17 protein-coding genes and 5 tRNA genes are annotated in these 15,186 nt (G+C 37.1%); 20 read left to right on the forward strand and 2 right to left on the reverse strand.

All coding sequences use genetic code 11. From position 1 onward, the window contains the following. On the forward strand, positions 1–1,236 hold the full coding sequence (locus tag V8G61_RS06860) for an ABC transporter permease (RefSeq protein WP_394874772.1): 1,236 nt from the start codon (positions 1–3) through the stop codon (positions 1,234–1,236). Between the two features lie 167 nt (positions 1,237–1,403). Further along, positions 1,404–2,762: a pyridoxal-phosphate dependent enzyme gene (locus tag V8G61_RS06865; protein ID WP_394874773.1), complete on the forward strand. Its 1,359-nt coding sequence runs from the start codon at positions 1,404–1,406 to the stop codon at positions 2,760–2,762. A gap of 4 nt (positions 2,763–2,766) precedes the next feature. On the opposite strand, the gene V8G61_RS06870 is transcribed toward V8G61_RS06865, so the two are convergent. Next, positions 2,767–3,267, reverse strand: coding sequence for a CIA30 family protein (locus V8G61_RS06870; protein WP_394874774.1), 501 nt, complete (start codon positions 3,265–3,267; stop codon positions 2,767–2,769). A gap of 124 nt (positions 3,268–3,391) precedes the next feature. Next, positions 3,392–3,787 (reverse strand): DUF2721 domain-containing protein, encoded by a 396-nt coding sequence (locus tag V8G61_RS06875; protein ID WP_394874776.1) that lies wholly within the window; start codon positions 3,785–3,787, stop codon positions 3,392–3,394. A gap of 91 nt (positions 3,788–3,878) precedes the next feature. Between V8G61_RS06875 and V8G61_RS06880 the strand changes: the two genes are divergently transcribed. From V8G61_RS06880 to rplK, 18 genes are all read left to right on the forward strand, one after another. Next, positions 3,879–5,150: a DUF2851 family protein gene (locus V8G61_RS06880; protein WP_394874777.1), complete on the forward strand. Its 1,272-nt coding sequence runs from the start codon at positions 3,879–3,881 to the stop codon at positions 5,148–5,150. A gap of 38 nt (positions 5,151–5,188) precedes the next feature. Beyond that, positions 5,189–5,416 (forward strand): PspC domain-containing protein, encoded by a 228-nt coding sequence (locus V8G61_RS06885; protein ID WP_394874778.1) that lies wholly within the window; start codon positions 5,189–5,191, stop codon positions 5,414–5,416. A gap of 2 nt (positions 5,417–5,418) precedes the next feature. Continuing rightward, entirely contained in the window at positions 5,419–6,441 is a 1,023-nt protein-coding gene (locus tag V8G61_RS06890; protein WP_394874780.1) for a potassium channel family protein, read from the forward strand. A 102-nt stretch (positions 6,442–6,543) separates the two neighbouring features. After that, the gene (locus tag V8G61_RS06895; RefSeq protein WP_394874782.1) at positions 6,544–8,166 is read left to right on the forward strand and encodes an alanine/glycine:cation symporter family protein; all 1,623 of its coding nucleotides are present in this window, start codon (positions 6,544–6,546) and stop codon (positions 8,164–8,166) included. A 19-nt stretch (positions 8,167–8,185) separates the two neighbouring features. Then, the gene (locus V8G61_RS06900) at positions 8,186–9,043 is read left to right on the forward strand and encodes a ComEA family DNA-binding protein (RefSeq protein ID WP_394874784.1); all 858 of its coding nucleotides are present in this window, start codon (positions 8,186–8,188) and stop codon (positions 9,041–9,043) included. Positions 9,044–9,070: 27 nt separating this feature from the next. Next, complete coding sequence (locus V8G61_RS06905; RefSeq protein ID WP_394874786.1) at positions 9,071–10,246, forward strand: acyl-CoA dehydrogenase family protein; 1,176 nt, start codon at positions 9,071–9,073, stop codon at positions 10,244–10,246. A 75-nt stretch (positions 10,247–10,321) separates the two neighbouring features. Continuing rightward, positions 10,322–10,516, forward strand: a complete 195-nt coding sequence (rpsU, locus tag V8G61_RS06910; protein WP_394874787.1) for a 30S ribosomal protein S21 — start codon at positions 10,322–10,324, stop codon at positions 10,514–10,516. A gap of 82 nt (positions 10,517–10,598) precedes the next feature. Beyond that, positions 10,599–11,489, forward strand: coding sequence for a tyrosine-type recombinase/integrase (locus V8G61_RS06915; protein ID WP_394874788.1), 891 nt, complete (start codon positions 10,599–10,601; stop codon positions 11,487–11,489). A 38-nt stretch (positions 11,490–11,527) separates the two neighbouring features. Further along, the gene (gene hpf / locus V8G61_RS06920) at positions 11,528–11,830 is read left to right on the forward strand and encodes a ribosome hibernation-promoting factor, HPF/YfiA family (RefSeq protein ID WP_394874789.1); all 303 of its coding nucleotides are present in this window, start codon (positions 11,528–11,530) and stop codon (positions 11,828–11,830) included. 102 nt (positions 11,831–11,932) lie between these two features. Then, positions 11,933–12,006, forward strand: a tRNA-Thr gene (locus tag V8G61_RS06925). A 35-nt stretch (positions 12,007–12,041) separates the two neighbouring features. Then, positions 12,042–12,124, forward strand: a tRNA-Tyr gene (locus V8G61_RS06930). Between the two features lie 65 nt (positions 12,125–12,189). After that, positions 12,190–12,262, forward strand: a tRNA-Gly gene (locus V8G61_RS06935). Between the two features lie 11 nt (positions 12,263–12,273). Further along, positions 12,274–12,345 (forward strand) — tRNA-Thr (locus tag V8G61_RS06940). A 70-nt stretch (positions 12,346–12,415) separates the two neighbouring features. Further along, on the forward strand, positions 12,416–13,603 hold the full coding sequence (gene tuf / locus V8G61_RS06945) for an elongation factor Tu (RefSeq protein WP_394874790.1): 1,188 nt from the start codon (positions 12,416–12,418) through the stop codon (positions 13,601–13,603). Between the two features lie 59 nt (positions 13,604–13,662). Next, positions 13,663–13,735, forward strand: a tRNA-Trp gene (locus tag V8G61_RS06950). 170 nt (positions 13,736–13,905) lie between these two features. Further along, positions 13,906–14,103 carry a preprotein translocase subunit SecE gene (gene secE, locus V8G61_RS06955; RefSeq protein WP_394874791.1) on the forward strand — a complete coding sequence of 66 codons (198 nt, stop codon included), beginning with the start codon at positions 13,906–13,908 and terminating at the stop codon, positions 14,101–14,103. 11 nt (positions 14,104–14,114) lie between these two features. Beyond that, positions 14,115–14,669: a transcription termination/antitermination protein NusG gene (gene nusG, locus V8G61_RS06960; RefSeq protein WP_394874792.1), complete on the forward strand. Its 555-nt coding sequence runs from the start codon at positions 14,115–14,117 to the stop codon at positions 14,667–14,669. Positions 14,670–14,744: 75 nt separating this feature from the next. Next, positions 14,745–15,182, forward strand: a complete 438-nt coding sequence (gene rplK, locus V8G61_RS06965) for a 50S ribosomal protein L11 (RefSeq protein ID WP_394874793.1) — start codon at positions 14,745–14,747, stop codon at positions 15,180–15,182. Positions 15,183–15,186 lie beyond the last annotated feature (4 nt).

Genomic DNA, 15,186 nt, shown 5'->3' on the forward strand with positions numbered 1-15,186 from the left:
TTGAATTACGAGTATTTTTTAGCAAAACGCATTATTGGTAGTAAAGGGTATAAAAGTAGTATATCGGCACCAATAATAAAAATAGGCATCGCAGCCATCGCTATCGGTATTGTGGTCATGATGATTACTATTGCTACAGGAGTCGGATTGCAGCAAAAAATTCGTGATAAGGTAGTGGCTTTTAACGGCGATATTTCAATTTCCAATTTTAATAGTAATAATTCCGAAGAAAGCTTATTTCCCATTTCAACCGAACAGGATTTTTACCCGGAATTCAAAGCTGTTCCCGAGGTAAGTCATATTCAGGCGGTAGCCAATAAATTTGGAGTCATTCGCACCGAAACCGATTTTGAGGGTGCCATTCTCAAGGGTGTTGGTCAAGACTACAACTGGTCCTACTTTAAAAGTTTTCTGGTTGATGGTCGCACACCAAATTTCGATAAAAAATGGAGTACCGAAGCACTGATCTCACAGTATCTGGCTGACAGATTGCAATTCAAGGTAGGCGATGATTTTCAAATGATTTTCGCCAAGAACGATCCTGAGAAATTACCAAATATCATAAAATTTCAGGTGGTTGGTATTTATAATTCCGGCTTCCAAGATCTCGATAAACAATTCCTTTTGGGTAACATCCGGCATATCCAGCGGATCAATCGTTGGGAAGATTACGAAATTGGGCATTTTGAAGTGTTTGTAAACGATTATTCTGAACTCGATCGCCTGGGAGTAGAGGTTTATAGAAATACGCCAAGCACTTTTAACACACAAACAGTGACCGAAAAGTACGCTTCTATTTTTGAGTGGATCGGTATTTTCGATACCAATATTTACGGAATTATCGGCATCATGATACTCGTTGCAGGCATCAATATGATCACTGCACTGCTGGTACTAATCCTGGAACGCACCCAAATGATCGGGATCCTTAAAGCCTTGGGAAGTACCAACTGGAGTATCCGGAAACTCTTTTTGTACAACGCGTCCTACCTCATTATACGTGGGCTGTTTTGGGGTAATATCATAGGTCTCGCGCTGCTTTACGCACAGAAAATATTCGAATTATTCCCGCTCGATCCCAGCGTGTACTATGTTAGTAAAGCCCCGGTTTATATCAGCTTTGGCTATATTGCCGCATTAAACATTGGTACCCTAATCCTCTGTTTGCTCATGCTTCTTATTCCATCATATCTCATTACCAAGATCTCTCCGGTCAAGGCCATCCGTTTCGATTAATTTTTTTGGGCGTTCCTTTTCCCCATAAAGGGCAAAAGGGCAGGCTTTCGGCAGTCGCGCTCTGCGAGGCGCTTCAACAAATGCCTCAATCCTTAACGCGAAAGCTTCACCAATATTTAACCTTTAATCTGCTATAATTATGCTAAATTTGTAATGAAAATAAAATCATGGAATACGCAGAAAATATATTAGGAACAATAGGAAACACCCCTTTGGTAAAGCTTAATGTTTTAACTAAAGACTTACCCTGTTTGGTCCTTGCCAAATACGAAACTTTTAATCCGGGAAACTCAGTGAAAGATCGTATGGCTGTTAAAATGATCGAAGATGCGGAGGCCGATGGTCGTTTAAAGCCCGGAGGAACTATTATTGAGGGTACTTCAGGAAATACCGGAATGGGACTCGCTTTAGCAGCAATTGTAAAAGGCTATAAAATGATCTGCGTGATCAGTGATAAACAATCCAAGGAAAAAATGGATATTCTGCGAGCCGTGGGAAGTAAAGTCGTTGTGTGTCCCACCAACGTAGAACCTGATGATCCCAGATCCTATTATTCTACCTCAAAGCGTTTGGCTGAAGAAACACCGAATTCCTGGTATGTCAATCAGTACGATAATTTGAGTAATACTGTGGCACACTACGAAAGTACTGGTCCCGAGATCTGGAAACAAACCGATGGTAAGGTTACCCATTTTGTAGTAGGAGTTGGCACCGGTGGTACCATTTCAGGCGTAGGGAAATACCTAAAAGAACAAAACCCGAATGTAAAGGTTTGGGGTATTGATACCTATGGTTCGGTATTTAAAAAATATCACGAAACAGGTGTTTTCGATGAGAATGAGATTTATCCCTATATCACCGAAGGTATTGGAGAAGATATTTTACCGAAAAACGTAAATTTTGATATCATCGATGGCTTTACCAAAGTAACAGATAAAGATGCTGCGATTTACACTCAAAAATTAGCAAAAGAAGAAGGTATGTTCTTGGGTAATTCCGCAGGAGCGGCCATAAAAGGCTTATTGCAATTAAAAGATAAATTCACTGAAAACGATGTTGTGGTGGTGCTGTTTCATGATCATGGTAGTCGTTATGTGGGTAAAATGTATAATGACGAATGGATGCGCGAAAGAGGCTTTATTGAAGATTCTATGAAATCTGCAGCCGATCTTGTGCGTCCGTCCGAAGACAGACCTTTAGTAACGGTAAAAACTGAAGAATTAGTTTGGCATGCGATTGAACGCATGAAAACTTATAACATTTCACAAATTCCGGTGGAAGATAACACGGGTTTTGTGGGGGCTATTGATGAGGCCGATCTGTTACGAAAATTTCTGGAGGATAAAAATATTTCAGACCTACCTATAAAGGAGGTCATGAACAAACCCTTCCCTGTAGTGCCGAAGCATACAACCATCGATGCGATTTCAAAACTATTTACCAGAGAAAATAATGCGGTTCTAGTAGCCTTAGGCAATGGAAAACATCAGATCGTAACGAAATCTGACATCATCAGCTCGCTTTAGAATTTTACTCGAGATCGATACTCGAAATTTCTAACCGGAATGACTCTGCTTTTTTATTTCCAATAAGAAAGGCGATCATTTCCATACTCAAACCGGCAAAATTCGGTTTTCTCAATTTTCGCCCGCGAAATACCGGATACATTTCTTCAAAAAGAATTTCAATAGTTTGCCAGCTTCCATTGGTTTCAAATGGTTTAACATAAGAGAAGTAATCCTTACTACTTGATTTGACACGAAATTGATAGCTTTTACCATCACCCTTTAGTCGGATTAGAACTTTGGAGTAATCCTTGACTTCGATCTTTGGGAAAAAGTGTTGGATCATAGAAAATCCACCATTATTCTCCAGTGAGATATCACCTTCAAAAACAGCGATTTCAGCTTCGCTTAATTTCAAGTTACCGCAGGACGATCCACCCATTACGATGTCGTCAACTACTAGCCAGTCATTTAGCGAATTTTCAGATTTAAATTGATATAGGTTCATAGTTGGTAAAATGATCATGGGGCTTTTTTCATTAAGATACGTTCACAAGGAGCTATTTGGTTTTTTAGATAGCCGAAAATTCTAGTTTGTAGGTAGGTTTAATGTTAGTTAAGGCGTAATATACCAGAAAAACAATACAAATTCAATTTTTTTCGATATCGCTAATGTGATGTTCTAAAGCTTTAACAGAAATCTGTATTTCAACGATCAAAAGGCCAAGAGATATGATCAAAAGGAGTAGGGCCAGACCAAAAATCCAAACGGCTACAGTTTGCTGCTGAATATAAATTAAAAACATTGTTAAAACACAAAGTAGTAAGCTGGAAATTCCAAATATTTGCATGGCTCGCGTAAGGTAAAGTCGCTGCTTTATATTTTTTATTTGCGCAATTAAAACAGAATCTTTTTGCTTCATATATTTATCGTGCAAATCCCGAATCACATTGGCATAGGCAAGAAAGCGATTGGTATAAGCTAGCATTATTAAAGAGATAGCAGAAAATAAGAGGGCGGGTGTTGTTAAAGTTAATTGTTCCATTTAACGATTAAATTTATTCAAAGGTATTGATTTATTGCAGAATATCATTCCATTGTTTGGTGCTAGCTTTTGTGCCGGCTATCTTTAATTTATGCGAGAAGATTTTTTACATTATTTATGGAAATTTAAAAAATTTCAAGCCACCAACATAAGAACAGATAGCGGGGATAATATTCAAATTTTGGCACTTGGGGAACACAACCACAACGCCGGTCCCGATTTTTTTAATGCCCGAATTAAAATTGGGGATCAGCTTTGGGCAGGAAACGTTGAGCTTCATATAAAATCCTCTGATTGGTTTTTACATGGACATGAAACAGATAAAGCTTATGATAATGTCATTTTACATGTGGTTTGGGAGCACGACACGCTTGTGTTTCGAAAAAGCAATACAGCAATTCCAACATTGGTACTTAAAAATTATGTGAAAAATGAGCTGTTATTGAACTTCCATAATCTATTTCAAGGTAGAAATACCTGGATCAATTGTGAGAATGATTTTCCTTATGTCGATAATTTTAAAATGAGCCACTGGATGGAACGGCTTTATTTTGAGCGCCTGGAGGACAAGGCAAAACCTATTTTATTGTTATTGGATCAAAGTAAAAATGATTGGGAAGCCGTATTATTTAAAATGCTGTGCAGGAGTTTTGGTTCGAAAATTAATGGGGATGCTTTTTTTAGTTTAGCAAACAGCATCAATTTTTCTGTCATTCGAAAAACACAATCTAATTTACTGGAATTAGAGGCTTTATTTATGGGACAGGCCGGACTTTTAGAAAACGATTCTCAAACGGCCTACCATCAAGGATTAAAACAAGGGTATCATTTTTTAAAGCAAAAATTTAATTTAAATCGAGATCAGGTCCTTCCGATTCAGTTTTTCAGATTACGACCTTTAAATTTTCCCTCGATTCGTTTAGTACAATTAGCGTCATTATACCATCAGCACTCGAATCTATTCTCAAAAATCTTAGATTTAAAATCCAAAGAAGACTTTTACGATTTGTTTCATGTTTCAGCCTCAGAATTTTGGGATACACATTATACTTTTGATGCCAGTTCCAGGCATTCAAAGAAAACCACTTCTAAGCCTTTTATCGATTTATTACTTATAAACACTATCATTCCTATGGTGTTTTGTTTTCAACAAAAACAAGGCCGACAAGGTGAAGCTTTTATTTTGGAGCTTGCAAAAACTATAGGGTCTGAATCGAACAGCATTATATCGGGCTATAAACATCTTAATTACAAAGCGCAATCGGCATTAGAGTCACAAGCACTTATACAATTAAACACCCAATATTGTAACAAAAATCGCTGTTTACATTGTGCTATTGGGAATTCACTTTTAAGTCGCTAAATTTTTAAAAATTTAAAACTTAATAGTAACTTGCGGCTATGAATCTATTTTATAAATTACTACTTTTTTTCCAAAAGCATGGCTACTATGTTTGTCAGCGGATTGCCGACAGACTTGGGATAAGGGCCAAGGTAGTGCGAACTTCGTTTATGTATCTTACATTTGTAACTTTGGGGTTTGGATTTGCACTTTACTTATTTTTAGCCTTTTGGATGCGTATTAAAGATTTAGTTTATACCAAACGCTCCTCGGTATTTGATTTATAACTATGACAAACCAGATTATTCGTTTCTTCAGAACTAAAATATATGTAGCCTTATTTTTATTAGGGTTTATTTTATGTGTAGGTGTTTTAGGATACAAAATGATTTCTGATTACAATTGGGTCGATGCCTTGTATATGACGGTTATTACGATGACCACCGTTGGTTTTGGAGAAGTAAAGCCTTTAGATCCAGCCTCTAAAATTTTCACCGTATTTTTAATTATTGGAAGTGTCGTAATTGTTGGTTATGCCTTATCGATAATTACAGAGTATATTTTGAGTAAGAACAACATAGAAGATTTAAAATATAAAAAGATGCAAAAACAGATTGATAAATTAAAAAATCACGTTGTAATCTGTGGTTACGGTCGAAATGGTAAACAAGCAGTAAAAAAACTGTTGGCCTATAAAAAAGCTTTTGTGGTTATTGAAAAAAACAAGGAAATGGAATCGCGGTTGCAAGCGGATAATGTTCCCTATGTTATTGGAAATGCGAATGAAGATGAAATTTTACTGCAGGCAGGAATCGACCGTGCATCTAATTTTATTTCAGCCTTGCCAAATGATGCAGATAATTTGTTTGTGGTTCTTTCAACCCGGCAGATTAATAGTCGGATTAATATTATCAGTCGGGCTTCCAACGAATCCTCATATGACAAGTTAAAATTTGCCGGAGCTAATAATGTGATCTTACCAGATAAAATAGGAGGCGATCACATGGCCTCATTGGTGGTTATACCCGGCCTCATGGAATTTGTTGATAATTTATCCATTGTTGGGAAATCTAATATCAACATTGAAGAGGTTGATGTTGTAAAATTATATGATTCGGAAGTTGTTCGAACGATCAAGGATTTAGATCTTAGACGCAGAACAGGTTGTAATGTTATTGGTTATAAGAATGAAAACGGAGAATACATTGTAAACCCTGAAGCCGACCAAAAATTACACCCTAAATCAAAAATTATTGTTTTAGGACGTCCGGAACAAATCGAGGCTCTGAACTCCGAGTTCGATATCAATTAACTGCAATTCATTTTAACAGGCATTTTTTTATTTAACCATTTTTTTTTATCATCTTGCTGCTTTTAATTTTAAAACCTAAGAAAAACAACTAAAAAAACTAGTATGAAGAAGTATTATCTTTCACTGATAACCTTAATAACACCATTTCTAATTTTTGCTCAAAAAACAACCTCTGAAAAGATCGACGAGACCTTTAAAGATTATACAGGGTGGTTTGTGGATGGTATTTTTTATGAAATACCATTTTCGGAGTATTATCAAATTCCTTGGGTATTAATTGTCCTTATAGGAGGTGCTTTATTCTTTACTATTTATTTTAGATTTATTAATATAACAGGCTTTAGAACGGCTATCCGCGTTGTTCAAGGAAAGTATGAGGATATTGAGAAGCACGGCGCCAATACATTGTATGGTGATGTTACCCCAAATGAAGATGAGAATGTTATTGAAACTTTAAGAGACGATAGCGCTCATGGTGAGGTATCGCATTTTCAGGCTTTAACAGCAGCCTTGTCAGCAACAGTAGGTCTGGGAAATATTGCAGGTGTAGCTGTAGCTTTATCCATTGGGGGTCCAGGTGCAACATTCTGGATGATCTTAGCCGGACTTTTAGGTATGGCCTCAAAATTTGCTGAATGTACCCTTGGTGTAAAATATAGAGATGTAGGAGAAGATGGAACCATTTATGGTGGTCCAATGTACTATTTAACAAAGGGTTTAAAAGAAAAAGGTTTGAAAGGTTTTGGTAAGGTACTTGCTATCCTTTTTTCCATATTCGTTATTGGAGGTTCTTTTGGTGGCGGAAATATGTTCCAGGCCAATCAGGCAGCAGCGCAATTTGTAAAACTATTTGGATTAGAAGGTGGTAACGCCGGACTTTATTTTGGTATAGTAATGGCGTTTCTTGTGGCCATTGTTATTATTGGTGGAATTAAAAGAATTGCCAAGGTTACTGAAAAGGTAGTTCCTTTCATGGCTGGTATTTACGTGTTAGCAGCACTTATTATTTTGGGTGCAAATTTCACGCTGATTGATGATGCTTTCGCATTGATTTATGAGGGTGCATTTTCGGGCTTAGGAATTGCCGGAGGTCTCGTTGGTGTTATGATCCAAGGTATCCGAAGAGGAGCTTTCTCTAATGAGGCTGGTGTAGGTAGTGCCGCTATCGCTCACTCTGCTGTAAGAACAAAATATCCTGCTAGTGAAGGAATTGTAGCACTTTTAGAACCTTTTGTAGATACGGTAGTCATTTGTACCATGACGGCGCTTGTAATCGTAATAACCAATTTTGATGGGTCTTTTATGCAATATGGTGTTGAAATAAAAGAAGGTGTAGAAATTACTGCTCAAGCATTTGATACTGTGATTCCACACTTCTCCGTGATTTTAACAATAGCAGTAATCTTGTTTGCATTCTCAACAATGATTTCTTGGTCGTACTATGGTATGCAAGGATGGGTATTCCTTTTTGGTAAAGGCAAAATATCTGATCTGGCTTATAAAATTTTATTCCTATTCTTTGTAGTAGTTGGAGCTTCTATCAGTTTGGGTGCTGTAATTAATTTTTCAGATGCGATGATTTTCGCCATGGTAGTTCCTAATATTATTGGTGTTATTTTACTTTCACCAGTTATTAAAAAGGAATTAAATAAATACATGAAAGCCATTAATGTTAAGGAAGAAGCCCTTGATGAAGGTGCAGAAGACCTAACAAAACATATGTAATTAATACACGATAATAAAAATGAAATCTCATGTTACGTTCTCAAAACAACAACGGCATGGGATTTTTTTATTAATAACAATTATAGTGGTATTGCAGGCGGTGTATTTTTATCTGCGTTTTTCTGAACCGGAAATTCCTGTTGATTCTGAAGTTTTGGTAGCTCTTGAAAGGGAGATGGATTCTTTAAAACAGATTGAAATGGCCAGCCGAATTCCTAAACGTTATCCTGTAAACCCCAATTATATAGACGATTATCGAGGCGCGTTATTTGGTATGAGCAACGAAGAAATTGACCGCCTTTTAGCATTCAGGAAAACAGGAAAATGGATCAATTCAGTGGCCGAGTTTCAGGTCGTTACAAAAGTCTCAGATTCACTTTTAGAAACCATAAAACCTTATTTAAAATTTCCAGAGTGGACCAAGAATAAAAAAACGGTATTCTCTTCACCAGAAAAAAATAAAACCTATGCTCAAAAGGCCGATCTTAATACGGCTACGGCTGAAGCCTTACAACGTGTCAATGGTATTGGACCCGTATTCTCAGAGCGCATCATAAAATATAGAAATAGTTTTGTAGGTGGTTTTATAGCTGATATTCAGCTTACAGATGTTTACGGACTTACGCCGGAATCCATTAGTAATATCAATAAAATGTTTACCGTAAAAACGCCAAGGGCTGTTACAAAACTGAATATCAATACGGCAAGTCTCGAACAGTTGGTAACCGCACAACATATTGATTATGATTTGGCTCACCGTATTATTGAGCAACGTATACTTAGGGAAGGATTCAAAACCTGGGAAGAGATAAAAAAAGTTAAAGGATTTCCTGCAGATAAAATCGAGATAATTCAATTATATTTGCAAATCGAATAAAAAAAGAACACTAGAAAAAGAAAATTAATGAATAGTATGTACTTCACTGAAGAACATCATCTTTTTAGAAAAAGTCTGCAGGATTTTTTAAAAAAAGAAGTGGTTCCGCATATTGAGACTTGGGAAAACACAGGAACGATCGATCGTGATATCTGGACTAAATTTGGAGAAATGGGCTTTTTTGGAATTGCCTATCCTGAAGCCTATGGTGGTTTAAATTTAGATTTATTTTATACCATTATTTTGTTGGAGGAACTTCAAAAAATTAATTCTGGAGGTTTCGCAGCAGCAATTTGGGCTCATGCCTATTTAGCGATGACCCATTTAAATGCCGAAGGGAACGATGATATAAAAGAACGTTATTTAGCACCAAGTATCACCGGAGAAAAAATAGGTTGTTTGTGTATCACTGAGCCTTTTGGTGGGAGTGATGTGGCAGGCATGCGTTCCACAGCAGTGAAAAAAGATGATCACTACGTTTTGAATGGTTCAAAAACATTTATTACCAATGGGGTGTATAGCGACTATTTAATTGTAGCTGCCAAAACAACTCCCGAACTTGGAAATAAAGGGGTTAGTATTTTTGTAGTGGACCGGGAAACTACAGGTGTTTCAGCAACAAAACTCAATAAATTAGGTTGGCGTGCATCTGATACCGGAGAAATCGCCTTTGATAATGTAAAAGTTCCTGTAAAGAATTTGTTGGGTGATGAGAACAAAGGTTTTAGTTACATTATGCAGCATTTTGCTTTGGAGCGTTTAATTATGGGTGTGAACGCCCATGCTCGTGCAGAGTATGCTTTAGAGTACGCCTTACAATACATGAGCGAACGACAGGCTTTCGGAAAATCTATTGACCAGTTTCAGGCCTTGCGTCATAAAATAGCAGATTTGTATACGGATGTAGAGATATGTAAGGAATTCAATTACTCGGTAACGCATCGTTTGAATAGAGGAGAATACGTTGTGAAGGAGGCCACGATGTCGAAATTAAAAACGACTAAAGTAGCTGATGAAGTGATTTATGAGTGTCTACAGTTTTTAGGTGGTTACGGTTATATGGAAGATTATCCGATGGCTAGATTACTTCGTGACAGTAGGTTAGGGCCTATTGGAGGGGGAACTTCAGAAATCTTGAGAGAGATTTTGGCTAAAATCATCATTGATAAGAAAGAGTATAAACCCGCAACAAAAAATAAATAAAATTAACTGTTTTAATATTCAAAATAGTTTCTATCTTTGCACCCACAAATTCTAAAAGAGAGGAGGTTAGGGCCTATGTTAATTATACCTATAAAAGAAGGAGAAAATATAGACAGAGCGTTGAAGCGTTTCAAAAGAAAGTTCGATAGAACGGGAACAAAACGTCAATTACAAACGCGAAAGCAGTTTACAAAACCTTCCGTAAAGCGTAGAGCGCAAGTTCAAAAAGCGCAATATATTCAGTCATTACGAGACGCAGAAGATATTTAATATCATATATAATTAAGGATCCCGCAATTTGCGGGATTTTTTTTGTTCTAATGTTTAGAAATCTTTGTACTTTTAAATTGTTATGGCAATACAATCTTTCATTGATTACCTTCTTCTGGAAAAAAATTACGCGACCTTAACAGCCAATGCGTACAGAACGGACCTAGAAGCCTTTTCAGAATTCTTAAAAATAGAAGATGATGAAGTAGGACTGGAATCCGTTCAATATTCGCATGTTAGGCAGTGGATCGTTTCTTTGGTAGAAGAGGGGCTAACCAACAGAAGTATCAACCGAAAGATATCAGCCTTAAACAGTTACTACAAATTTCTACAGAAATCGGGGGCTATTCAAATCAACCCCTTGCAGAAGCATCGCGCTTTAAAAACCAAAAAAAAAGTACAAGTGCCATTTTCAGAAAAAGAAGTTAGTCAAGCACTAGGCGCACTTCATTTTAAACCTGATTTCGAAGGTACTAGGAATAAGCTCATGATTGAATTGTTTTATACCACCGGCATGCGACGTATAGAATTGATCAATCTGGAACTGAATAGTTTTGATTCCGATTTTAAAACGCTTAAGGTTTTAGGGAAGCGCAATAAGGAACGCATCATTCCATTACTACCATCCATTAAAAAAAGTATTTCCGACTATTTAGAACAGCGATCTGCTCTAGATCATTTAAGCGATAAAGACGCGTTTTTTTTAACTAAAAAGGGCGTTAAAATTTATGAAACGCTTGTCTACAGAATTATAAATGATTACTTTAGTAAGGCATCCTCGAAAGTAAAAAAGAGTCCGCATATCCTGCGTCATTCTTTTGCAACACATATGCTTAATCAGGGTGCAGATTTAAATGCGGTAAAGGAATTGCTTGGACATTCCAGCTTAGCGGCCACTCAGGTTTATACTCATAATAGTATAGACAAATTAAAACAAGTGCATGTTAAAGCTCATCCGAGGAGTAAAAAATAAAGCATTTAAAATTGTCTAACCTAAAACAGAGATGTAGTATGAAAGTAAACACGCAATCGGTGAATTTCAATGCCGATCAAAAACTTATCGATTTCATTCAAAAACGTATGGACAAGTTAGAATTATTCTACGACAAGATTATCAAATCTGATGTTTTTCTGAAGGTTGAGAATACCAGCTCGAAAGAAAATAAAATTTTTGAGGCTAAATTAAGTGTTCCCGGAGATAGTTTTATAGTAAAAAAACAGTGTAAAACTTTTGAGGAAGGAGCCGATATGGCGGCTTCATCACTAGAACGCCAAATAAAAAAGCGTAAAGAAAAATTAAGAGCTCATTCCTGAATAAAAATTCTTAAAAAATGTTTTGAATCAAAATAAAAATATATACATTTGCAGTCCGTTAGAAATAACGGGCTTTTTTTGTGTGAAAAAGCATGAAAAAAAGCCGATGTAGCTCAGCTGGCTAGAGCAGCTGATTTGTAATCAGCAGGTCGTGGGTTCGAGTCCCTCCATCGGCTCAAGTTCTTTAAAAAGAGTGCATAAAATTAAGATTGGGGAGATACTCAAGCGGCCAACGAGGACAGACTGTAAATCTGTTGTTTTTTAACTTCGCAGGTTCGAATCCTGCTCTCCCCACTTTTTTAACATAATCATAATAATGATTGTGTTTTAAAGGCTTTAATTTTGGGCATTAAATAATTGCGGGAGTAGCTCAGTTGGTAGAGCGTCAGCCTTCCAAGCTGAATGTCGCCGGTTCGAACCCGGTCTCCCGCTCTAATATTTAAGCCGGTGTAGCTCAGGGGTAGAGCGTTTCCTTGGTAAGGAAGAGGTCACGGGTTCAAATCCCGTCATTGGCTCTATATTTTTAAAGAATGACATAAAGTACACTAATATATTATATAACTAAGATTAAATTTTTTAAAAAACATGGCAAAGGCAACTTTCGATCGTTCAAAACCACACTTAAACATTGGTACTATTGGACACGTAGATCACGGTAAAACAACTTTAACTGCTGCTATTACTAAAGTATTAGCTGATGCAGGTTTATCAGAAGCGAGATCATTTGATCAAATTGATAACGCACCAGAAGAAAAAGAAAGAGGTATCACAATTAATACTTCTCACGTAGAATATGCAACAGCAAATCGTCACTACGCACACGTTGACTGTCCAGGTCACGCGGATTACGTAAAGAACATGGTTACTGGTGCTGCTCAAATGGATGGTGCTATCTTAGTGGTAGCTGCAACTGATGGGCCAATGCCACAAACTCGTGAGCACATCCTTTTAGGACGTCAGGTAGGTATTCCTCGTATCGTTGTATTCATGAACAAAGTGGATATGGTTGATGATGAAGAATTATTAGAATTGGTAGAAATGGAAATCAGAGATCTATTATCATTCTATGAATATGATGGTGATAATGGTCCTGTAATTGCAGGTTCCGCTTTAGGTGCCTTAAACGGTGAGCAAAAGTGGGTTGATACAGTAATGGAATTAATGGAAGCTTGTGACACTTGGATTGAAGAGCCTGTTCGTGATATGGATAAGCCATTCTTAATGCCTATCGAAGATGTATTCTCGATTACTGGTCGTGGTACTGTAGCAACTGGTCGTATTGAAACTGGTATTGCTAAAACTGGTGACCCTGTAGAGATCATTGGAATGGGAGCAGAGAAATTAACTTCAACTATTACAGGAATCGAAATGTTCCGTCAAATATTAGATAGAGGTGAAGCTGGTGATAACGCCGGTATCTTATTAAGAGGTATCGAGAAAAGCCAAATCTCAAGAGGTATGGTAATCACTAAACCAGGTTCTGTAACACCTCACGCTAAATTTAAGGCAGAGGTTTATATCTTGAAAAAAGAAGAAGGTGGGCGTCACACACCTTTCCACAATAACTATCGTCCTCAGTTCTACGTACGTACAACTGACGTAACAGGAAACATTGCACTTCCTGATGGCGTAGAAATGGTTATGCCTGGAGATAACTTAACTATCACTGTTGAATTAATTCAACCAATTGCAATGAACGTAGGTTTACGTTTCGCAATCCGTGAAGGTGGTAGAACTGTAGGTGCTGGTCAGGTAACTGAGATTTTAGACTAAACAGTTAAACATAGTATAAGTTAAGGTATTCCGAATACGGAATACCTTCACTTGTATTTACGGGTTTAGCTCAGTTGGTAGAGCACTGGTCTCCAAAACCAGGTGTCGGGAGTTCGAGTCTCTCAACCCGTGCTAAGTTGAGGATGGTGAGAACAAGTTTAACGAAAATCAGGTTAGAAGTCTCCCAAACCACACAAAAAATAACTAAGATGCCCTATAATTATAGTAGCGTCTTTTAAAATTTATTGACACATCGAATCTGAAGAGGATTTGAACAGTAGTTGATGCAAAAACGACATAAAATGGCTGGAGTTGTAAATTACGTAAAGGAATCATTTGGCGAACTAAAAAATAATGTATCATGGCCCACATGGCCTGAAGCTCAGAATTTAACAATTCTTGTTGCTTTATTTTCTATTATTTTCTCGTTACTAATCTGGGGTATAGATTCAGTGTTTAGCGAAGTTATTGCCTATTACTTTCAATGGATTAATGGTTAAAACGAAGATTTATGTCTGAAGTAAGTGAAAAAAAATGGTATGTTGTTAGAGCTGTAAGTGGTCAGGAAAACAAAATTAAGACCTATATCGAAAACGAAATTGCTCGTTTAGGTCTTCAAGATTATGTTGATCAGGTATTAGTTCCAACAGAAAAAGTGATCCAAATACGTAACGGAAAAAAAATCAACAAAGAAAAAGTTTATTTTCCGGGTTATATCATGATCCAGGCCAATTTAACAGGTGAGGTGCCTCATATTATAAGATCGGTTACTAATGTGATTGGTTTTTTAGGTGAAACAAAAGGCGGTGACCCAGTGCCATTAAGACAGTCTGAAGTTAATAGGATGTTGGGTAAAGTAGATGAGTTAGCTGTTGATGAAAGTGTTAATGTGGCGATTCCTTTTACAAAAGGAGAAACGGTAAAAGTTATAGATGGACCATTCAACGGATTTGATGGTACGATTGAAAAAATTAATGAAGAAAAGCGTAAGCTGGAAGTGATGGTGAAGATTTTCGGAAGAAAAACACCATTAGAGCTCAGTTATATGCAGGTTGAAAAAGTATAATAATTGTTACACTAAATAGATAGATACGATCTTTAGCTTCCAATTAAAGTATTGTATCGAAGTAAATTTTTAAACATGGCAAAAGAATTAGGTAAAGTAGTTAAGTTACAAGTTCGGGGAGGTGCTGCGAATCCGTCGCCACCGGTTGGACCCGCTTTAGGTGCTGCTGGAGTAAACATCATGGAGTTCTGTAAGCAATTTAATGCTAGAACTCAGGATAAACCTGGTAAAGTATTACCGGTGGTTATCTCTGTTTACAAGGACAAGTCTTTCGACTTCGTTATTAAAACGCCTCCAGCTGCAGTACAATTATTAGAAGCGGCCAAGTTGAAGAAGGGTTCAGGAGAACCAAACCGAAAAAAAGTAGCTAAAGTGTCTTGGGACCAGATTAAAGCCATCGCTGAAGACAAAATGGTAGATTTAAATGCATTTACTGTGGAATCTGCAATGCGAATGGTTGCTGGAACAGCAAGATCCATGGGTATAACCGTAACTGGGAAATTCCCATCTTAATCGA

It is taken from the genome of Gaetbulibacter sp. M240 (genome assembly GCF_043876815.1).
Lineage (GTDB): Bacteria > Bacteroidota > Bacteroidia > Flavobacteriales > Flavobacteriaceae > Gaetbulibacter_A.